Source organism: Brachybacterium sp. AOP24-D1-21, from assembly GCF_052378665.1.
GTDB lineage: Bacteria > Actinomycetota > Actinomycetes > Actinomycetales > Dermabacteraceae > Brachybacterium.
Genome location: NZ_JBQSXX010000001.1, coordinates 2,633,032 through 2,652,283, shown reverse-complemented (window position 1 = coordinate 2,652,283; position 19,252 = coordinate 2,633,032). Strand labels below are relative to the sequence as shown.

The following is a 19,252-nucleotide window of genomic DNA, read 5'->3' as shown; positions in this document are numbered from 1 at the left end:
TGGCGACTGCCGAAGGAGCGCGCTCGACTGTCCGGTCAGGCGTAGCCTGACCGCCGGTAACCGGACGGTGCACGTCATGCAGGGCCCGGTCGCCGTCCCCTGCCACCTCCTGGAGACCTTCCCATGAACGTGCCCGCGCCCGCGGACCCCACTCCTGCCGCCACGCCCAGCGCGCCGAGCCCCGTGATCCCCACGCCGAAGGCACTGACGACCGCGCTCGAGGATGCGATGTACGCGAAGGCCACCGCACCGTGGAGCCGGATGTTCCTGCAGACCCTCACCGGGGGCGCCTTCATCGCCCTGGGATTCGTCTTCATGGTCACCACCCAGCAGGGGATGGGCGACTGGCCGGTCGGCATCGCCAAGCTCATCGGCGGCACCGTCTTCTCCGTCGGCCTCGGGCTCGTGGTGATCAGCGGCTCCGACCTGTTCACCGGCACCACCCTGACGTTCATGCCTAGGCTGTCCGGACGGATCTCCACCGGTCGGATGCTGGGCCACTGGGGGATGTCCGCAGGCGGCAACCTGCTCGGCGCCCTCCTCATCGCACTGCTGATGCTCGGCGCCGGGACCCATGCGACCAACGGGTCCGCCTGGGGGCTGATCGTCCTGGACACCACCCGGTCCAAGCTCGATCACGACTGGCACCAGGCCTTCTTCCTGGGGGTCCTCGCGAACCTCGCCGTCTGCCTGGCCGTCTGGGTCGCCACCGCCGGCAAGACCGTCACGGACAAGGTCCTCGGCGTGGCCGGGCCCATCGCCCTGTTCGTGGCCACCGGCTTCGAACATTCCGTGGCCAACATGTTCATGCTCCCGATGGGACTGCTGATCAAGACCTTCGCTGGCGACTCCTTCTGGCAGGGCGAGGCGATCCAGGCAGTCGGGACGTCCCTCGAGGACTACTCCTCGATCACGGTCGGCGCCGCGATCTGGGACAACATGATCCCGGTGGTCCTGGGCAACATCGTGGGCGGGGCGGTGCTGGTCGGCGCCTACTTCTGGGCGACCTACCGCCGAGGAGATGCTGACCTGGCCAGGAGCTGACCCGCGACGTCAGGCCGCTCACAGTGGCCCGGGTCCGGGCGAATTTCGCGTATAGAGTGGTGCGGAAATCTGCGCAGAGCGGAGTCGGCGGATGACGTCGCGACCGCTCCGGACCGCATCCGACCCGGCGCCACCGCGCCATGAGACCGAGGTGAGATGTCCTCCTCCCAGCAGCCCTTCCGTCTGGCCGTGATCGGCTCCGGCCCCGCCGGCGTCTATGCCGCTGAGACCCTGCTGCGCTCTGCGCCGGTGAAGAACGGTGAGCTCCAGGTCACGATCGACCTGTTCGATCGCCTCCCCGCTCCCTTCGGGCTGATCCGCTACGGCGTCGCCCCGGATCACCCGCGCATCAAGGGGATCATCACCGCGCTGCATCGGATCCTGGGTCGCGGTGACATCCGTTTCCTCGGCGACGTCGAGTTCGGCACCGATCTGACCATCGAGGACCTGCGGACCCATTACGACGCGGCCATCTTCGCCACCGGCGCGCTCAAGGACGCCGAGCTCTCGGTGCCCGGCGTCGAACTCGCAGGCTCCCACGGCGCCGCAGACTTCGTGGCCTGGTACGACGGCAACCCGGACTATCCCCGCACCTGGGAGCTGGACGCCGAGTCCGTCGCCGTGGTCGGCAACGGGAACGTCGCCCTGGACGTCGCCCGCGTGCTCTCCAAGACCGCGGATGAGCTGCTGCGCACCGAGATCCCCGCCAACGTGTACGAGGGCCTGCAGGCTGCGAAGACCACCGACGTGCACGTCTTCGGCCGTCGGGGACCTGCGCAGACCAAGTTCTCCCCCCTCGAGGCGCGCGAGCTGTCCCACCCGCGGGGTCTCCAGGTCGTCATGGATCCGCGCGACATCGAGCAGATCACCGAGGCCCAGTGGGAGACCATCAAGGCCGACAAGCGCACGGACCAGGTGGTCCAGACCTTCGTGGGCTGGCTCGAGGAGCAGCAGCGCCGCGAGGCCGCCGGTGAGGAGCCGACGGACCGCGAGGGCCGCCCGGTCCAGCGCCGCCTCCACATGCACTTCTGGCACCGCCCCGTCGAGATCCTCGGCGAGGGTGGCGACGGAGGACGAGTCACCGGCATGCGCTTCGAGCGCACCCAGCTGGATGAAGAGGGCAACCTCGAGGGCACCGGCGAGTTCGTGGACTACGAGCTCGGCGCGATCTACCGGGCCGTCGGGTACCACGGCTCCGAGCTGCCCGGCATCCCCTACGACGCGAAGCGCGGCGTGATCAGCAATACCGCCGGCCGTGTCACCGCTGCCGAGGGCGATGTGCTGCCCGGCCTCTACGCCAACGGCTGGATTAAGCGCGGCCCGGTGGGCCTGATCGGCGCGACCAAGTCCGACGCCATCGAGACCATCGCCAGCCTGCTCGAGGACATCGAGTCCGGTGTTCTGCACTCCGCGCCCGAGCGTGACGGCGACGCTGTCCTGCGCCTGCTCGAGGACCGTGGCGTGCCGTACACGACTTGGGACGGCTGGATGGCGCTGGACGAGCACGAGAAGGCGCTCGGCGCCGCCGCGGTCGACGCCGACGGAGAGCCCCGCGCCCGGATCAAGGTCGTCGAGCGCGAGGAGATGGTGCGCGTCTCCCGCGACGCGGTGAACCAGCCCTCGCACGCCTGACCAGCACCACAGCACCACCGGCCACCACGAGGAGCCGGGACCGTCGCCTCGACCCGGCATCGGTCCCGGCTCCTCGTCTCCCACCTCACATGCGCGGGACAGCACCCCTGACGACCCCTATTCTGTAGTGAGCATTCCACTACTGAGAGGTCCCCCATGCGCACCGTGTCCTACGACCGCTTCGGCGAGCCCGCCGACGTCCTGCAGACCCGCGAGGTCGACGCCCCCTCCCCCGCCGCAGGCGAGGTTCTGCTGCGGCTGGTCCTCAGCCCCATCCACCACCACGACCTGTGGACGATCCGCGGCACCTACGGCGTGCGCCCTGAGCTTCCCGCGCAACCCGGCAGCGAGGCCGTCGCGGTCGTCGAGCAGCTCGGCGAGGGCGTGGACACCGTCGCCCCCGGGGACCGGGTGGCGGTCACCGGCGTCCCGTGCACCTGGGCGGAGCTGTTCACCGCGCCCGCCGGGGCCCTGATCCCGCTGCCGGCGGAGCTTCCCGACGAGGCCGCCGCCCAGCTGGTCGCCATGCCGTTCAGCGCCCTGTCCCTGCTCGAGCACCTGGACCTTGCCCCCGGCGAGGTGCTCGTGCAGAACGCCGCGACCGGGGCCGTCGGCCGTCTGGTCGCCCAGTTCGCACGGGGCCGCGACCAGCGGGTGATCAGCCTGGTGCGCCGCAGCAGCGGCATCGAGGAGCTGGCCGCACAGGGCATCGGCGACGTGGTCGCCACCGACCAGGAGGACTGGGAGCAGCAGGCCCGCGCCCTGATCGGCGACGCGCACGTCGCCGCGGGACTGGATTCCGTGGGCGGCGAGGCCGCGGGGCAGGTGGCCTCCCTGCTCGGCGAGGGCGGGCGCCTGGTCGTCTTCGGCGCGATGGGCGGCACCACGATGGCGCTGCCCTCCGGCCCGATCATCTTCCGCGACCTGAAGGTCGAGGGATTCTGGGGCGCGAAGGTCTCCGCGCGAATGAGCCCCGAGATGCGGCGCGGGCTGATCACCGAGATCATCACCCGGCTGCTCACCGGCGAAGTCACGCTGCCCACGGCCGGCACCTTCGCTCTGGACGAGGTGGTCGGCGCCGTGTCGGCGACGCTCACCGATGGCCGACAGGGCAAGGTGCTGCTGCGCCCCTGATCAAGCCATTGCCGGAGCACATCGTCCCGGCCGCACGCAGGAGGCAGGACCCCGACGGGATCGATCCCGTCGGGGCCCTCCGTCACGCATAGGCCGGCACCGAGCCTCCGGCAGGCGACGTTCAGTCGTCGCTGACGGTGACCGTGACCGGGATGTTCCCGCGGGTGGCGTTCGAGTACGGGCACACCTGATGGGCGGCCTCGGCGAGGGCCTGGGCGGCGTCGTGGTCCAGCTCCGGAATGACCACCTCGAGCTCGACGGCGAGCGAGAAGCCCCCATCCCCCTCGGAGCCGATGGTCACGCGGGCGCCGACGCTCGAGCCGTCGATCGCGATCTTCTGCCGGCGCGCGACGGACTGCAGCGCGGAGTGGAAGCAGGCGGAAAAGCCGGCGGCGAAGAGCTGCTCGGGGTTCGCGCCGTTCCCGCTGCCGCCCATCTCGGCGGGGATTGCCAGATCCAGGGCGAGATCGGCGCCGACGACGTCGACGTGTCCGTCGCGGCCGCCGCCGGTGGCGAGAGCTTCGGTGGTGTAGAGCGGCTTCATGGAGTGTCCTTGTTCTCGAGATGGGAGAGGGCGACGTCGAGGGCGGCGAGCGCCGCCCCGTGATCCACCCGGGCCATGGCCAGCGCGCTGATCAGCAGCGAGACGCAGGTCTCCACCAGGCGCTCGCGGTCCGCGGGCGTGCGGTGGGGGCGCTGGGCCGCGGCGCCGCGCGAGAACGCGGCGTGCAGCTCGGCGCGATAGGCGCGCACCACCTCGGCGATGGTCCCGTCGCGGGCGATACCGGAGCAGGCGGTGTTCACCAGCAGGCAGCCGTCGGCGGGGGTGCGGCCGGTCGGGTCCGCGAAACGTTCGCGGGCCGCACGGAAGTAGGCGACGAGAGCATCGGGAGCGATCGCCGGCGCGCGCAGCGGAGCGAGGCCGGGGCGCACCACCTGGTCGAGATAGTCCTCCAGAGCGGCGTCGAAGAGGCCGCGCTTGGAACCGAAGGCGTGGTAGATGCTGCTCGCGCTCAGGCCGGTGGCCTGCTGGAGGGTCGCCATGGAGGCGGGTTCGTAGCCCTCGCGCCAGAACACGTCGCGCGCGGCGCGCACCGCCTCGTCCCGATCGAAAGCTGCCGGTCGCCCCATGATCCCTCCCGAAGTGCTCGCGCCCGTCCGTGCATCCTGTCGCCGATCGCACCGGGAACCGGGGCGACGGGCGACGTGGCACCCACTATAGTGGAGCAATCACTTCACAATGCCCTCGGAGGTTCCTTTGATCATCCTCGGTTCCGTGCTCGCCCTGGCCGCCGCCGCCCTGCACGTCGCGATCTTCGCCCTCGAGTCCCTGCTGTGGGGCACTCCGCGAGCCGCCGCCGTTTTCGGCGAGCAGAGCCCGCAGGAGGTCGCCGCGACGAGGCTGATGGCCCTGAACCAGGGCTTCTACAACCTCTTCCTCGCGGTGCTCGCCGCGCTGGGGGCCGTGCTGCTGCTCGCGGGCACGACGGCGGTCGGGGCGGCGCTAGCCCTCGCGGGCACCGGCAGCATGCTCGCCGCGGCGCTGGTGCTGCTGCTCGCCTCCCCCGCCCATCGCGGGGCGGCGCTCAAGCAGGGCGCCCTCCCGCTGCTCGCGATCCTCGCCCTGACGGCGGGCCTGGCCCTCTGAACCCCAACCCCGGATCCCCCACCTCCTGACCCCAGGACGCGGCGCAGGCTCGAGCGCCCGGTCACGCAGGCGAGCGCAGGATTGAGCGGGCGAGCGGGCGGTGATCCAGCGCCGAACCGTTCAGCGCCGGATCCCGGCCAGGAAGTCCCCGATCCGGTCGATGGCGTCTGCCAGCACCTCGACGGACGGCAGGGTGACCAGTCGGAAGTGGTCATGCGTGGGGAAGTTAAACCCGGTGCCCTGGGTGACCAGCAGCTTGCGGGCGCGGAGCAGGTCGTAGGCGAACTGCTCGTCGTTGTCGATGCGGTACATCTCCAGATCGAGCTTCGGGAACATGTACAGCGCGCCCTGCGCCTTCTGCACCGAGACGCCGGGAATCGCGCTCAGGCCTTCGTAGGCGACATCGCGCTGCTCGCGCAGCCGTCCGCCGGGCAGGATCAGCTGCTGGATCGACTGCTGACCGCCCAGCGCCGTGGCCACGATGTGCTGCGCAGGAACATTGGGGCACAGGCGCATGTTGGAGAGCACGTCCAGGCCCTCGATGAAGCTCGCCGCGTGGTCCTTCGGGCCGTACAGCGCCATCCAGCCGGCCCGGAACCCCGCCACCCGGTAGGCCTTGGAGAGGCCGTTGAAGGTGATCGAGAGCAGATCCGGGGCGAGCGAGGCGATCGGGGTGTGGACGGCATCGTCATAGAGGATCTTGTCGTAGATCTCGTCCGCGAGGATCATCAGCCCGTGCTTGCGGGCGACCTCGAGGATGTCGCGCAGCACGTGCTCGGGGTACACGGCGCCGGTGGGGTTGTTGGGGTTGATCACCACGATCGCCTTGGTGCGCTCGGTGACCTTGTCAGCGATGTCGGCGACATCCGGCCACCAGTGCTCGTCCTCGTCGCATCGGTAGTGCACGGCGCGGCCGCCGGCGAGCGAGACCGAGGCGGTCCACAGCGGATAGTCGGGCTGCGGGACCAGCACCTCGTCGCCGTCGTCGACCAGGGCCTGGCACACCATCTGGATCAGCTCGGAGACGCCGTTGCCGAGGTAGACGTCCTCGAGCCCGATGCCGGGCATGTTCCGGGTCTGGTAATACTGCGCGACCGCTCGACGAGCAGAGGGGATGCCCTTGGAGTCGGAGTAGCCCTGTGCGGTGGGCAGGTTCTTGATCATGTCGACGAGGATCTCGTCGGGCGTCTCGAAGCCGAACGGCGCGGGGTTTCCGATGTTCAGCTTGAGGATCTGGTGGCCCTCGGCCTCCATGCGAGCTGCCTCTGCGGGGACCGGTCCTCGGATCTCGTAGCACACGTCGCGCAGTTTCGAGGACTGGGTGAAGATCATTCTGGGGCTCCTGGCCTTCTCGGGTGTGCGACAGCGTAGCGCTCACGATGACAGGAAGTCGGGCGCGGGCACTTGACGAGACGGCTTTAATTTCATAGTTTCAGTAAGGCGGTGTCGCAGAGGACGTCGCACCGTCGCCACGACCGCCCCTGGAGGCCGCAGTTGTCCGCTCATGAGATCCCCGCCGATCACCCGGTGCTCGCTCCCCGCCCCGGTGCGACCCACCGCCTCCACCTCACCGCCTCCGGTGTCTCGGTGGTCCTGGATGTCACCGATGGGCGGGCGCCGACGATCGCCCACTGGGGCGCGGCGCTCGGTGAGCTCGGTGAGGCAGGGCTCGATGCGGTGTGCGAGAGCGCCGTCGACGTGGTCCCCCAGAATGCGGTCGACGTCCCGGTGCGGATCGGGATCATTCCCCAGCAGAGCGACGGCTGGATCGGCCGGCCCGGCCTCAGCGGCTCCCGTCCGGACGGCTCCGGCTGGAACCCCCGGCTCATCACCGAGAGCGTCACCCTCGACGGCACCCCGATAACAGCCGCACACATCGAGAGCGGCGCCGCCACGGTGCGCTTCGTCCTGACCGACGCCCTGCTCGGTCTCGCACTCCGCCTCGAGGTCGAGCTGCTCCCCTCCGGGCTGCTGCGGATGCGCACCACTCTCACCAACACCGCGAAGACCCCGTACTCCCTGGCGGAGCTGACGCTCACCGTCCCGGTCCCGGCAGATGCCGAGGAGCTGCTCGACTTCGCCGGTCGCTGGGCCAAGGAGCGCACCCCGCAGCGCTCCGCGTTCACCGTCGGCACCCACCTGCGCGAGAACCGCCGCGGACGTACGGGACCCGACTCCGCATACGTCCTGCACGCCGGCCGCCCCGGCCTCGGCTTCCGCCACGGCGAGGCGTGGGCCGTGCACACCGCCTTCTCCGGCAACCACCGCCACCTCGCCGAGCAGATCAACACCGGCCGACGGATCCTGGGCGGCGGCGAGCTGCTGCTCCCGGGCGAGCTCCACCTCGCCCCCGGGGAGGAGTACGCGGGCCCCTGGCTCTATGCCTCCTACGGCGAGGGGCTCGATGCCGTCGCCTCCCGCTTCCACCGCCATCTGCGTTCCCGGCCCCAGCACGTGGACACTCGCCGGCCCGTCACCCTGAACGTCTGGGAGGCGGTCTATTTCGATCACGATCTGGATCGGCTCAAAGACCTCGCCGAGCGTGCAGCGGCGCTCGGCGTGGAGCGCTTCGTGCTGGATGACGGCTGGTTCGGCTCCCGTCGCGATGACACCTCCGGGCTCGGCGACTGGGTGGTCTCCGACGACGTCTGGCCCGACGGGCTCGGCCCGCTGATCGACCACGTGCGCGGACTGGGCATGGAGTTCGGCCTCTGGTTCGAGCCGGAGATGGTCAACGAGGACTCCGACGTCGCCCGCGCCCATCCCGAGTGGATCATGGCCCCCTCCCCCGAGCGGATGCCCCTGGAATCACGGCACCAGCAGGTGCTGAACCTGTCTGTCCCCGCCGCCTTCGCCCACGTCCGGGACCAGATGATGGCGATCCTGGACCGGTACGAGATCGGCTACCTCAAGTGGGACCACAATCGTGACCTGCTGGAGGCTGCGACCTCGCAGACCGGCCGGGCCGCGGTGCATGAGCAGACCCTCGCCGCCTACGCCCTGATGGATGCGCTGAAGGCGGCCCATCCGGGCCTGGAGATCGAATCCTGCTCCTCGGGCGGGGCCCGCGTGGACCTCGAGGTGCTCGAGCACACCGACCGGGTGTGGGTCTCGGACTGCATCGACCCGCTGGACCGCCAGCAGATGAACCGCTGGACCTCGCAGCTGATCCCGCTCGAGCTGATGGGCAGCCACATCGCCTCCGGCCGCTCCCACACCACCGGCCGCCTCCACACCCTCGCCTTCCGCGGCCTGTCGGCCCTGTTCGGACATCTCGGCATCGAGTGGGACCTGGCCCGGGCCACAGCCGCGGAGCTGGAGGAGCTGCGGGAGTGGATCGCGCTGTACAAGGAGCGCCGCGAGCTGCTGTTCACCGGTGACCTGGTGCGCGTGGACCGCGGCAGCAGCCCGCTGTGGATGTACGGGGTGGTGGCCCCGGACCAAGCGGAGGCGCTGTTCGCCCTCGCCGCCGTCGGGCGGTCCTCCGAGTCCCAGCACGAACGGCTGCGCTTCCCCGGGCTCGACCCCCGCGCCCGCTATCTCCTCCGACCGCTGCTGATCGGCGAGCGCCCCACGGGCCTGGCCCTGCCGCCCTGGTGGCAGCGAGCAGCGGCGGAAGGCGGACTCGCTCTGCCCGGCGCCGTGCTCACCACCTCCGGCCTGGCCGCACCCCTGATCGATCCCGAGCAGGGCGTGCTGTTCTCCCTCACCCGGCTGCCTGACTCGGCCGCCTGACCCGGCTGCCTGACTCGGCCGCCTGAGGCAGCTACCTGACGCGGCCGCCGCCCGATGCCCCCTTTACACCGCGGTCCGGCATCTCCGGACCTCGCAATCTCGCCCCCCATAGGAAGAAGAACGCCATGTCCACCGTGACGACGTCGACACGGTCGGCTCCCACCAGACGCCGCAGGAAGGACGACACGAAGCTCGCGCTGATGTTCATCGCGCCAGCGACCGTCGGCCTGCTGGTGTTCCTCGTGTGGCCTCTGCTGACCGGCATCTATTACTCCTTCACGGAGTACACCACCCTCACCCCGCCGGTCTGGGTGGGGCTGGAGAACTATCAGAAGCTGATCGCGGATCCTGTCTTCTGGAACTCGCTCAAGGTGACGGTCTGGTACGTGCTGATCAACATCGGCGTCCAGACGGTCGTCGCCCTGCTGATCGGGGTGCTCATGCAGCGCCTCACGCAGTCCACGATCCTGCGCTCGCTGGTGCTCACCCCCTACCTGGTCTCCAATGTGGTCGCCGCGATCGTGTTCCTGTGGATCCTGGACACCCAGCTGGGCATCTTCAACATCTTCCTGCAGTGGATCGGCTTCGACCCGGTCTCCTTCTGGGCCAACGAGACCTGGGTGATCCCGACGATCGCGCTGGTGAACGTATGGCGCCACATGGGCTACACCGCGCTGCTGCTGTTCGCGGGCCTGCAGTCCATCCCCGTCTACCTCTACGAGGCGGCGCGCACCGAAGGGGCGGGTGAGATCGCCCAGTTCCGACGCATCACCCTGCCGCTGCTGCGCCCGATCCTGGCACTGGTGCTGATCATGACCATCATCGGCTCCTTCCAAGTGTTCGACACCGTGTCCGTGACCACCCAGGGCGGTCCGGCCGACGCCTCGAAGGTGCTGCAGATGTACATCTACGAGAACGCCTTCGCCCAGTACCAGTTCGGCTACGCCTCAGCCCTGTCCGTCGCACTGCTGGTGATCCTCATGGTCATCACCTTCACGCAGTACTGGCTGACCAAGGCCGGACAGTCGGACCTGGACTGACGGGAGAGAGAACATGACCATCACATCGCAGCCCGTCACGGGCAGCCCCGGCACCGCCGGCAGCACGAACTCCACCGACCCCACGGGTCGCTCGATCCATCGGCCGAAGAAGCCCATCCCCTGGGGGAAGATCGCGGCCTGGGCCGTGATGGTGATCTTCCTGCTGATCACCCTGTTCCCCTTCTACTGGATGCTGCGCACCGCGCTGTCCAGCAACAATGCCCTGGCCACGGATCCGGGCAGCCTGCTGCCGGTGGGCCTGAACCTCGGCGGCTTCGAGCGTGTCTTCGGCCTGCAGGATGTCGAGACCGCGATCTCCCAGGGAGGCAGCGGCGCGTCGATCAACTTCTGGCGCTATCTGCTGAACTCCGTCATCGTCGCCACGGTGATCACCGTCGTGCAGACCTTCTCCTGCGCGATGGCCGCCTATGCCTTCTCGCGCCTGCGCTGGCGCGGCCGGGAGACGGTGTTCCTGATCTTCCTGGGCTCGCTGATGATCCCGCAGATCTTCACCCTGCTGCCCAACTTCATCCTCATCAAGAACCTGGGCCTGGTGGACACCCTGGCAGGGATCATGCTGCCGACGCTGTTCATCTCGAGCTTCGCGATCTTCTTCCTGCGGCAGTTCTTCAACAACATCTCGAGGGAGGTCGAGGAGGCCGCCCTGATTGACGGGGCGAGCAAGTCGCGGGTGTTCTTCACCCTCATCCTGCCGATGTCCAGCGCACCGCTGGCCACTCTGGCCCTGCTCACCTACATGGGCGCGTGGAACGAGTACTTCTGGTCGCTGATGGTGTCCTACACCGATCAGTCCCGGGTGCTCACCGTCGCGCTCGGCGTCTTCCGAGCCCAGTCGCCCGGCACCGGCCCCGACTGGTCGGGCCTGATGGCTGCGACGCTGGTCGCCGCCGCTCCCATGCTGATCCTCTTCGCGCTGTTCGCGAAGAAGATCGTCAACTCCATCGGCTTCAGCGGGATCAAGTGAGGTCACCCATGCATACCCACAAGCGCACACTCCCCTCCCCCACGGCTCTGTCCCGGCGCCGCCTGCTCCAGGGCTCTGCCGCACTCGCGGCGGGCGCCGTCAGCGCCGGTGCCCTCTCCGCCTGCGGTGCGGCCTCTGCCCCGGCAGGTGCCACCGAGATCGACTACTGGCTGTGGGACGCGAACCAGCTGCCCGCGTACTCCGCAGCGATCAATCGCTTCATGGAGCTGAACCCCGACATCTTCGTGCGCGTCACGCAGCTGGGATGGGGTGACTACTGGACGAAGCTGACGGCCAGCTTCGTCGCAGAGGCGGGCCCCGATGCCTTCACCGATCACCTCGCACGCTTCCCCGAGTTCGTGAACCTCGAGGTGATCGCGCCGCTGGACGGGCTCGCCGCCCTCGAGGACGTCACCGCAGACCATTTCCAGGATGGTCTGCAGGAGCTGTGGAGCGATCAGGAGGGCACCCGCTACGGGATCCCCAAGGACTACGACACGATCGCGATCATGTATGACAAGAACCTGCTCGCCGAGGAGGGGTTCACCCCCGAGGACCTCGAGACGCTGGACTGGAACCCCGAGGACGGCGGCAGCTTCGAAGAGTTGATCGCCCGGCTCTCGCTGGATGCGAACGGTGTGCGCGGCGATGAGGAGGGCTTCGACCCGAAGAACGTGGTGCGCTACGGCATGGCCGCGGACGCCGGGACCGACTACACGGGTCAGACCAGCTGGTCGCCGTTCGCGCTCTCGACAGGTTGGACGTTCACCGATGCGAACACTTGGGGAACGCGCTTCAACTACGACGACGAGCGCTTCGCCGCCACCATGGACTGGTACTTCGGCCTGGTCGACAAGGGGTTCTTCCCACCCTTCGGCATGTTCGGCGACTCCAGCCCCGGCCAGACCCAGCTGCAGTCCGGGAAGGCGGGGATCGCACTCGCGGGCTCCTGGATGATCTCCACCTTCGCGAACATGGAGGGCATGGAGCTGGGGATCGCTCCGCTGCCGACGGGTCCGGTCGGCACCCCGATGTCGATGTTCAACGGCCTCGGGGACTCGATCTCCTCGCAGTCGGAGAAGAAGGAGGAGGCGGCGCGCCTGATCGCGTTCCTCGCCTCCGACGAGGCGCAGCGGATCATCGGCGAGCGCGCACCGTTCTTCCCGGCGACGGATGCCGGCACCGAAGCTGCGATCGAGAGCTACGCCGCCAAGGGGCTCGACGTCACCCCGTTCACCGATCGCGTGGCCAACGGTGAGACCGGTCTGTACCCGCTGGTGGAGAACTCGGCCTCGATCATGCCGCTCATGCAGACGGCCTTCGACCAGTGCTGGATGAGGAAGATCGACGGCGCGGACTTCGCCTCGTTCAACGAACGGGTCAATGCCCTGTTCGAGTGACGCCCTGCTCGAGTGGCGCCCTGCTCGAGTGGCGTCCTGTGTGAATGACAGAGCAGCCGGCGGAGCATCGTCGGGGTCGTGCCTCAGGGCTCGACCCCGACGAACTCCTGCACGGCGATGACGGCGACCCCGCGAGCCCATTCGTCGAAGTCGCCGCTGAGGGTGCGGATCGCCAGTTCCTGCTGTGAGCTGGCGAGACCCCGCCGCAGGATCTCCTCGAAGGTGGGTGCGGCGGCCCGCAGCAGGTCCACGTTCTCCCCGCCGAGCACGATCGCTTCGGGATCCACCACCGCGACCAGGCCGACGGCCGTGACCGCGAGCGCGTGCGCCATCTCCGTCGCGACCGAGAGCGCGCCGTCGTGCCCCGTCGCGAGCAGTCCGCGCAGGTCCTCGATGTCCCCTCCCGCGGGAAGCACGCCCTGGTCGTGGGCGCGACGGACCACGGCCTGCGTGCTGGCGACCTCGCGGATCGCGATCATGTCGCCGCCTGGGCCGACGCCGACGGGAACCAGGCCGGTCAGCCCCGCCATGTGGTGGCGTCCGCGCACGATCCGGCCATCGACCACCGTCGCGATCCCCACCCCGGCGCCGACGGTGAGCACGGCGAAGGAATCGTAGGAACGCCCCATCCCGAACCAGTGCAGGCCGTTGACCATGGCGATCAGGTCGTTCTCGACGACCACGGGAAGCTGGATCTGGGCCTCTAGGGCAGCGGCGAGCTCGACGGGCTCGCGCCAGCCCAGCAGATGCGCGGAGACCACGGTGCGGCGCTCGGTGACCAGTCCTCCGAGACCCACTCCGATCCCGACCACATGGGGATGCGCCGCGATCATCGCCTCGACGGCGATCAGGATCGTCTCCTGGATCGTCGCGGGCGCGGTGTCCTCCAGGGAGAGCGTCAGCTCCTCGAGGACGTTGGCGCGCACCGTGGTGACCACGGCGTGGACCTCGTCGGCCGTGACCTTGACCCCGATGAATCGGGGTCCGCGGTTCTCCTCGACGTCGAGCGGCTCATGGGGACGTCCCTTGGCCTGCTGCACGATGCCGAGCGGATGCAGGAGGTCGCGCTCGAGCAGATCTCGGCTCACGCGGGTGACGGTGGGGGCCGAGAGGCCGAGCCTCTGGGACAGCTCGCTGCGCGAGCGGGGGCCGAACCGCAGCAGGTCCCGGTAGACCGTGCGCGTGCTCTCACCGCCGAGATCCGCCATGGTGGCGGAACTGGTGCCTGTGTGTCCGTCCCCCTGCATGCTGAGAGCCTATCGGGGCGGGCCGATCGTCCCGCGCATCACTGGGGTGCCGGGCAGGGTCACCGTGCGTACCGGGCCGCCGGCGATGGCCTCTCCCAGCACCTCGACGGAGGCGCGGCCGAGCTCGGTGAACGGAGCGGCGACGGTGGTCAGCCCCGGGGTCATGGTGCGGGCGAGCAGCACGTCGTCACAGCCGACGATGCTGCGGTCGGCGGGGACCCGCTCCCCCCGCTCGCTGAGGCCCGCGATCACTCCGGCGGCCATCAGGTCGTCGAAGGCGAAGACGGCGGTGGCGTCGACATCGATGATCTGCTGCGCCGCGGCGCGGCCGTCCTCGAACTGCGCCTCGAAGGGGCCCAGCTCCACGAGCTCGACCCCGGAGCTCTCGGCCCAGGAGCGCACGGCCCGGGCACGGCTGGTCGCAGCCCAGGACGCACTGGGCCCGCGCAGCAGCGCGAAGCGGGAATGGCCGTGCTCGCGGAGATGCTGGGCCAGGCCCTGCAGTGCTTCGGTGTTGTCGCACACCACCGCCGGCAGCGAGCGCACCGCACGGTTGACGATCACGGCGGGGACACCCCGGAGCACGTCATGCAGCTGCTTCGAGGGAAGACGGGCGGAAGCGATGATCAGCCCGTCGACCTGCGGACGGATCCGGGCGACGAGATCCTGCTCCGCGCTCGCGCTGAGCTCGGAGTCGATCAGCAGCAGCTCTGCGTCCTGCTCGCGCGCGGCATCCTGGACCGCGCGGATCAGCGGCGGGAAGAAGGGGTTCTCGACGTCGGGCACCAACATGCCGATCACGCCGGTGCGGCCGGTCGCCAGCCCTCGTGCGGCGCGGTTGGGGGTGTACCCGAGCTCGCGCGCTGTCTCGAGGATCTGCTCGCGCACGGACTGCTTGACCATCTCCGGGCGGGAGAAGGCACGCGAGACCGTCGAGGGCGAGACCCCCAGACTCTCCGCGATCGAGTAGATCGTGGCTCTGCGCATCGCCCACCTCCTGAATACCGGTCACCGCGCAGCGACGGGATCGGTTCCGGCGATGCCGCGGCCCCCGGACACGGTGTCTCTGTTCTCACCCTGCGTGGTCTGGAACCTCATTGTGCCGCACCGGATCCGGTGCGGCGGCCCTGGCCCACCAACGGCCGGTGTCGAGCGGTGAGGGGGTCAGAAGCCCAGCGGCGCTCCCCCGGCCTCCGCGCTCCGCTGCGCCTTGAGTGCGACCTCGGTGGCCTGCAGGCTCGCTGCGGTGGTGACCTCGGGCTCGCGGCCGGCCAGGAGCGCGTCGAAGAAGTACTGGGCTGGGCGGGGCGCCGGCCCCAATGGCTCCTCCCAGGTGGGACGGTCGTGGGTGGTGACCGTGAGGCGGTGGTACGCCCAGTCCAGCTCAGCGGTCCCCTTCTCTCCGGTGATCCTCATCCGGTAGTGGCCGTGGACCTCTGCCGCTTCAGGCGCCAGCCAGTTCGCCTCGATGGTGGCGGGGACTTCCCCGACGCGTATCAAGAGGCTGACGTGGTCGTCGAAGCCGGGATGGTCCTGCGGCCGGGCATTGCCGACGAAGGCGCTCACGCTGCCGTGGAGCGCCGCCAGGCCGGACTGCCCGGCGACCAGGTCCAGGACCAGATCGATGTCGTGGATGGGAAGGTCCCCGGCGATCCCGCCGTAGGTGGCCGGGTCCATGAACCAGGCCGGACGAGCGGACTGGCCGAGCTTGTGCGGGCCGGTGCTCGCGATCATCGCGATCCTGCCCAGCACCCCGTCGGCGAGCAGTCGACGCAGCGCGAGGGTGGCGGGATAGAAGCGCTTCTCGAACACTATCGAGACGTGCCGCTGAGCCCGATCTGCCACGGTCCTGATCTTGTCGAGCTGGTCGAGGGTCGTGCACAGCGGCTTGTCGGCCAGCACATGCGCGCCGGCGTTCAGCGCGGCGATGCTCGCCCGTGCGCGTTCGCTGTAGATCCCGGCCACCAGGGCGACGTCGACGTCGTGGGCGGCGAGCAGCTCCTGCGCGGTGTCGTAGAGGGGAACCTCGACCCCGCCGAGGAAGCGTTCACGCAGGGCGACATCGGGCTCCGACGCGGCCACCAGCTCGAGCTCCTCGCGGTGCTCGACCTCCGCCAGGGCGTAGTCGACGTGCTGGTGGGCGGCGCCCAGGATGGCGACCTTCATCGCTGCTGCTCCGTCATCGCACTTCCTCCGTCATCGCAGTTTTTCGCCATCACACAGATCTCCGTCATCGCAGTTCTTCCATGGTGACCGTGCGGCCTTCAGCCGCCGCGGTGGTGAGGGCATCGAGCAGGCGCACGGTCTCGGCGCCGTCCCGGCCGGAGATCGAGGAGTCGCGTCCCTCCCGCAGCGCCGCGAGGATGTCGGTCCATTGCTGGATGTGCCCGGCGATGCCGATCGCGCCGGGATCCGAGGCGCCGACGCCGATCCCCTCCTCCTCGGCCCGGATCGTCGGGGTCGGGATGCCCTCGACGTCCCAGCGCCGCAGCTCGCCCTGGCCGATCTCGACGACTCCGTGTTCGCAGTGGAGGGTGAGGGTGGCCGGGGTCCCGGGTGGGGTCGCGGTCGAGGTGCTGATCAGTCCCAGGGCGCCGCTGGTGAAGCGCACGGTGGCGACGGTGGTGTCCTCGGCGCCGGGCGCATGGGCGAGGGTCGCGGATTGCGCGGTGACGGAGTCGATGGGACCCGCGAGCCAGCGCAGGAGGTCGACGTTGTGGGCACCCTGGTTCATGAGGGAGCCACCGCCACCCGCAGCATCGCCGCGCCATGCGGCGGCGGCATAGTAGTCCTCGTCCCGCCACCAGTGGACGTGGGTGGTGGCGAGCCGCACCTTCCCCAGCCGACCGTCCTCGAGCGCGGCCCGCACGGCCTGCACCTCAGGCTCGAGGCGACGCTGGGAGATGACATGGACGCTCAAGCCGGTGCCCTCGGCGAGGGTGACGATCTGATCCGCCTCGGCCGCCGTGAGTGCGAGCGGCTTCTCGACCACGACGTGCTTGCCGCCGTTCAGGGCTGCGAGGACGTTCTCGGCATGGGCGCCGCTGGGGGTGCAGACCGCGATCGCGTCGAGGTCCTCCCGGCGCAGGAGTTCTTCGGGGCTCTGCTTCACCGCCTCCGGCCAGCCGGCGTCCGCCGCCTTCTCGGCGCTGCCTCCGCTGAAGGCCACGAGGGTCACTCGGTCCCGGAGCTGTGCGAGCGCCCGGGCGTGCGAGACGCCGATGGTGCCCAGGCCCAGCAGGCCCACTCGTGGAAGCTCATCGATCTTCTCCATGGCTCGACAGTAGGCCGTCCACCCAGGGAGTGCAATCGGTTGTGGAAGCCGAGAATCAAGCTCCATGGCCGGTGGATACGTTTTCCCCCTTGACGTGCAAGCGATTGCAGTACAGGCTGGAACCCTGTCCCGTCGCCGTGACATCGCAGCCGGCGTTCGGGACCCGACCGCATCCACCGACCAGCCCGGCATCGCCCGGCCACGAGGGGAACAGCAATGCTGCGCATCGGCCTCATCGGCACCGAGAATTCGCACATCACCCACTTCACCCGATTCCTGAACGTCGAGGAACGTCACCCCGGCGCCCGCGCGATCGCCCTGGTGGGCGGCCCCTCGGAGCGGAACCAGGAGCTCGCCGCACTCGGCGGCATCGACCTGATCGTCGAGGAGCCAGGAGAGCTCGGGGACCAGGTGGACGCCGCGATCGTCTCCACCCGCGACGGCGCCAAGCATCTCGAGCACGCTCGGCCACTGCTCGAAGCCGGCAAGGCGGTGCTGGTCGACAAACCGCTCGCCGCCTCCGTGGAGGACGCCCAGGAGCTGCTCGATCTCGCCGCACGCCACAACGCGGTGCTGCTGTCCTGCTCTGCCCTGCGCTTCGTGCCCGAGCTCCCGCACTTCACCCCGACCGCGGAGACCGGTGCACTGCGCCATCTCCACGTGATCGGCGCGGCAGACCCGGACAGCGAGTACTCGGGACTGTTCTTCTACGGCATCCATCATGTCGAGGCAGCCCTTGAGATCCTCGGGAATCCGACGGTCGAGCCGGGCTCCCTCGATGTGCGGACCGTGCGCCGGGGGGACACCGTGGTGGCATCGCTCGAGATCGCGAACACCCAGCTCACCCTCACCTTCGTCATCCCCGGCAAGAGCACCCGAGTGCCCTTCCACGCCACCGGCATCTACGAGAATGCCGTCGTCTCCCACCCGCTGAGCCTGACGAACGACTACAACGCCCCCGCCCTGGCCGAGTTCCTCGGCGCAGTCGACGCGGGCGCCTCCCCTCGTTCTCCGCAGGACCTGCTGTCCCCCGTCGCCGTACTGTCCGCGATCACCGCTTCCCTGGAGAGGAACTCCTGATGACCGAGTCCACCACCGCCCCGCTCGATCAGCTGCGCTTCGGCATCATCGGCGTCGGCATCATCGGCCAGGGCCATGCCAAGCGACTGACCTCCGAGGCCACTCCCGCCGCGCTGATCGCGGTCGCCGATCAGAACCCTGAGGCGGCCCAGAAGATCGCCGCCGAGCACGGCGTCGAAGCCGCCGCGGACGTCACCGCACTGCTGGCGCGCGAGGACATCGACGCGGTCATCATCGCCGTGCCCTCGGGCCTGCACGCCGCGGTCACGATCCAGGCGCTCGACGCCGGCAAGCACGTGTTCCTCGAGAAGCCGATCGAGGTGACCGTCGAGGCGGCGGACAGGATCCGAGCCGCCGAGCAGCGCTCCGGCAAGACCCTGACCATCGCCAGCCAGCGCCGCTTCGCAGCGGAGAACCAGTTCCTCAAGCAGATCATCGACGAAGGACGGCTGGGCCGCCTCACCTCTGCGACCATCGAGGTCCCGCTCTGGCGAAGCCAGGAGTACTACGACTCCGGCGCCTGGCGCGGCACCTGGAAGCTCGACGGCGGCGGCGCCCTGATGAATCAGGGCGTGCACCTGGTGGATCTGACCCTCTGGCTGCTCGGCGAGGTCGAGGAGCTCTTCGCCTTCACCGGCCTGCTCGCCCACGAGCGGATCGAGGTCGAGGACACCGTCACCATCACCGCCCGATTGAAGAGCGGCGCCCAGCTGACCTTCCAGGCCACCACCGCCGCCTACGGCAACCTCCCGATCCGGATGAACCTGATGGGCGACGCCGGCTCGATCGTCACCGAGAACGAACGGGTCATGCACCTGCACTCCCGCGATGGCCTCGAGCTGCCCGAGTTCACCCCGCGGGACATCCTGCTCGAGGGCTTGAAGGACTTCGTCTCGGCGGTGCAGAGCGGCACCGCGCCGCTGGTCTCCTCGGCCGAGGCCCGCGCCGCGGTCGCCTTCATCGAAGCGGTCTACGAGTCCGGTCGCACCGGAGCGCCGGTCCGTCCGGCCGCCCTGCCTGCGGAGGTCTGAAC

General features: G+C 69.5%; 17 protein-coding genes. 10 read left to right on the top strand and 7 right to left on the bottom strand.

Translation table 11 applies throughout. The features are described 5' to 3' along the window. The first annotated feature begins 123 nt into the window (after window positions 1–123). The 3 genes from ACT3UF_RS11845 (at window position 124) to ACT3UF_RS11835 (ending at window position 3,810) form a co-directional block, all read left to right on the top strand. Window positions 124–1,044: a formate/nitrite family transporter gene (locus tag ACT3UF_RS11845; RefSeq protein WP_441443829.1), complete on the top strand. Its 921-nt coding sequence runs from the start codon at window positions 124–126 to the stop codon at window positions 1,042–1,044. A 156-nt stretch (window positions 1,045–1,200) separates the two neighbouring features. Next, window positions 1,201–2,676, top strand: a complete 1,476-nt coding sequence (locus ACT3UF_RS11840) for an FAD-dependent oxidoreductase (protein ID WP_441443830.1) — start codon at window positions 1,201–1,203, stop codon at window positions 2,674–2,676. 156 nt (window positions 2,677–2,832) lie between these two features. After that, entirely contained in the window at window positions 2,833–3,810 is a 978-nt protein-coding gene (locus tag ACT3UF_RS11835) for a zinc-binding dehydrogenase (protein WP_441443831.1), read from the top strand. A 121-nt stretch (window positions 3,811–3,931) separates the two neighbouring features. Here the strand turns inward: ACT3UF_RS11835 and ACT3UF_RS11830 are convergent, their stop codons facing one another. Continuing rightward, a complete protein-coding gene (locus ACT3UF_RS11830) occupies window positions 3,932–4,354 on the bottom strand; it encodes an organic hydroperoxide resistance protein (protein WP_441443832.1) in 423 nt (140 codons plus the stop codon). Continuing rightward, window positions 4,351–4,941 (bottom strand): TetR/AcrR family transcriptional regulator, encoded by a 591-nt coding sequence (locus ACT3UF_RS11825; RefSeq protein ID WP_441443833.1) that lies wholly within the window; start codon window positions 4,939–4,941, stop codon window positions 4,351–4,353. Before ACT3UF_RS11825 ends, ACT3UF_RS11830 begins: the two co-directional genes overlap by 4 nt. Window positions 4,942–5,068: 127 nt before the next feature. Between ACT3UF_RS11825 and ACT3UF_RS11820 the strand changes: the two genes are divergently transcribed. Next, on the top strand, window positions 5,069–5,458 hold the full coding sequence (locus tag ACT3UF_RS11820; protein ID WP_444608355.1) for a DUF1304 family protein: 390 nt from the start codon (window positions 5,069–5,071) through the stop codon (window positions 5,456–5,458). Between the two features lie 120 nt (window positions 5,459–5,578). Here ACT3UF_RS11820 and ACT3UF_RS11815 read toward each other — a convergent pair whose 3' ends face one another. Further along, window positions 5,579–6,790 (bottom strand): pyridoxal phosphate-dependent aminotransferase, encoded by a 1,212-nt coding sequence (locus tag ACT3UF_RS11815; RefSeq protein WP_444608354.1) that lies wholly within the window; start codon window positions 6,788–6,790, stop codon window positions 5,579–5,581. Window positions 6,791–6,952: 162 nt separating this feature from the next. Between ACT3UF_RS11815 and ACT3UF_RS11810 the strand changes: the two genes are divergently transcribed. From ACT3UF_RS11810 to ACT3UF_RS11795, 4 genes are all read left to right on the top strand, one after another. Next, entirely contained in the window at window positions 6,953–9,193 is a 2,241-nt protein-coding gene (locus tag ACT3UF_RS11810) for an alpha-galactosidase (RefSeq protein ID WP_444608353.1), read from the top strand. Between the two features lie 125 nt (window positions 9,194–9,318). After that, window positions 9,319–10,233, top strand: a complete 915-nt coding sequence (locus ACT3UF_RS11805) for a carbohydrate ABC transporter permease (protein ID WP_442332527.1) — start codon at window positions 9,319–9,321, stop codon at window positions 10,231–10,233. Window positions 10,234–10,246: 13 nt separating this feature from the next. Next, window positions 10,247–11,218 (top strand): carbohydrate ABC transporter permease, encoded by a 972-nt coding sequence (locus ACT3UF_RS11800; protein WP_442332526.1) that lies wholly within the window; start codon window positions 10,247–10,249, stop codon window positions 11,216–11,218. 8 nt (window positions 11,219–11,226) lie between these two features. Further along, window positions 11,227–12,618, top strand: coding sequence for an ABC transporter substrate-binding protein (locus ACT3UF_RS11795; RefSeq protein WP_444608352.1), 1,392 nt, complete (start codon window positions 11,227–11,229; stop codon window positions 12,616–12,618). 83 nt (window positions 12,619–12,701) lie between these two features. Here ACT3UF_RS11795 and ACT3UF_RS11790 read toward each other — a convergent pair whose 3' ends face one another. The 4 genes from ACT3UF_RS11790 to ACT3UF_RS11775 all read right to left on the bottom strand — a co-directional run bounded on the left by ACT3UF_RS11790 (window position 12,702) and on the right by ACT3UF_RS11775 (window position 17,139). Continuing rightward, window positions 12,702–13,865, bottom strand: a complete 1,164-nt coding sequence (locus ACT3UF_RS11790) for an ROK family protein (protein WP_441443840.1) — start codon at window positions 13,863–13,865, stop codon at window positions 12,702–12,704. A gap of 9 nt (window positions 13,866–13,874) precedes the next feature. After that, on the bottom strand, window positions 13,875–14,852 hold the full coding sequence (locus ACT3UF_RS11785; protein WP_442332524.1) for a LacI family DNA-binding transcriptional regulator: 978 nt from the start codon (window positions 14,850–14,852) through the stop codon (window positions 13,875–13,877). Between the two features lie 177 nt (window positions 14,853–15,029). Beyond that, complete coding sequence (locus ACT3UF_RS11780) at window positions 15,030–16,031, bottom strand: Gfo/Idh/MocA family protein (protein WP_444608351.1); 1,002 nt, start codon at window positions 16,029–16,031, stop codon at window positions 15,030–15,032. Between the two features lie 64 nt (window positions 16,032–16,095). Next, a complete protein-coding gene (locus ACT3UF_RS11775) occupies window positions 16,096–17,139 on the bottom strand; it encodes a Gfo/Idh/MocA family protein (protein WP_442332545.1) in 1,044 nt (347 codons plus the stop codon). Between the two features lie 216 nt (window positions 17,140–17,355). Here ACT3UF_RS11775 and ACT3UF_RS11770 point away from each other — a divergent pair, with 216 nt between their 5' ends. Both ACT3UF_RS11770 and ACT3UF_RS11765 read left to right on the top strand, forming a co-directional pair. After that, entirely contained in the window at window positions 17,356–18,219 is an 864-nt protein-coding gene (locus ACT3UF_RS11770) for a Gfo/Idh/MocA family protein (RefSeq protein WP_441443844.1), read from the top strand. Next, a complete protein-coding gene (locus ACT3UF_RS11765; protein ID WP_442332544.1) occupies window positions 18,219–19,250 on the top strand; it encodes a Gfo/Idh/MocA family protein in 1,032 nt (343 codons plus the stop codon). The genes ACT3UF_RS11770 and ACT3UF_RS11765 overlap by 1 nt, the downstream gene beginning before the upstream one ends. Window positions 19,251–19,252: the final 2 nt, after the last annotated feature.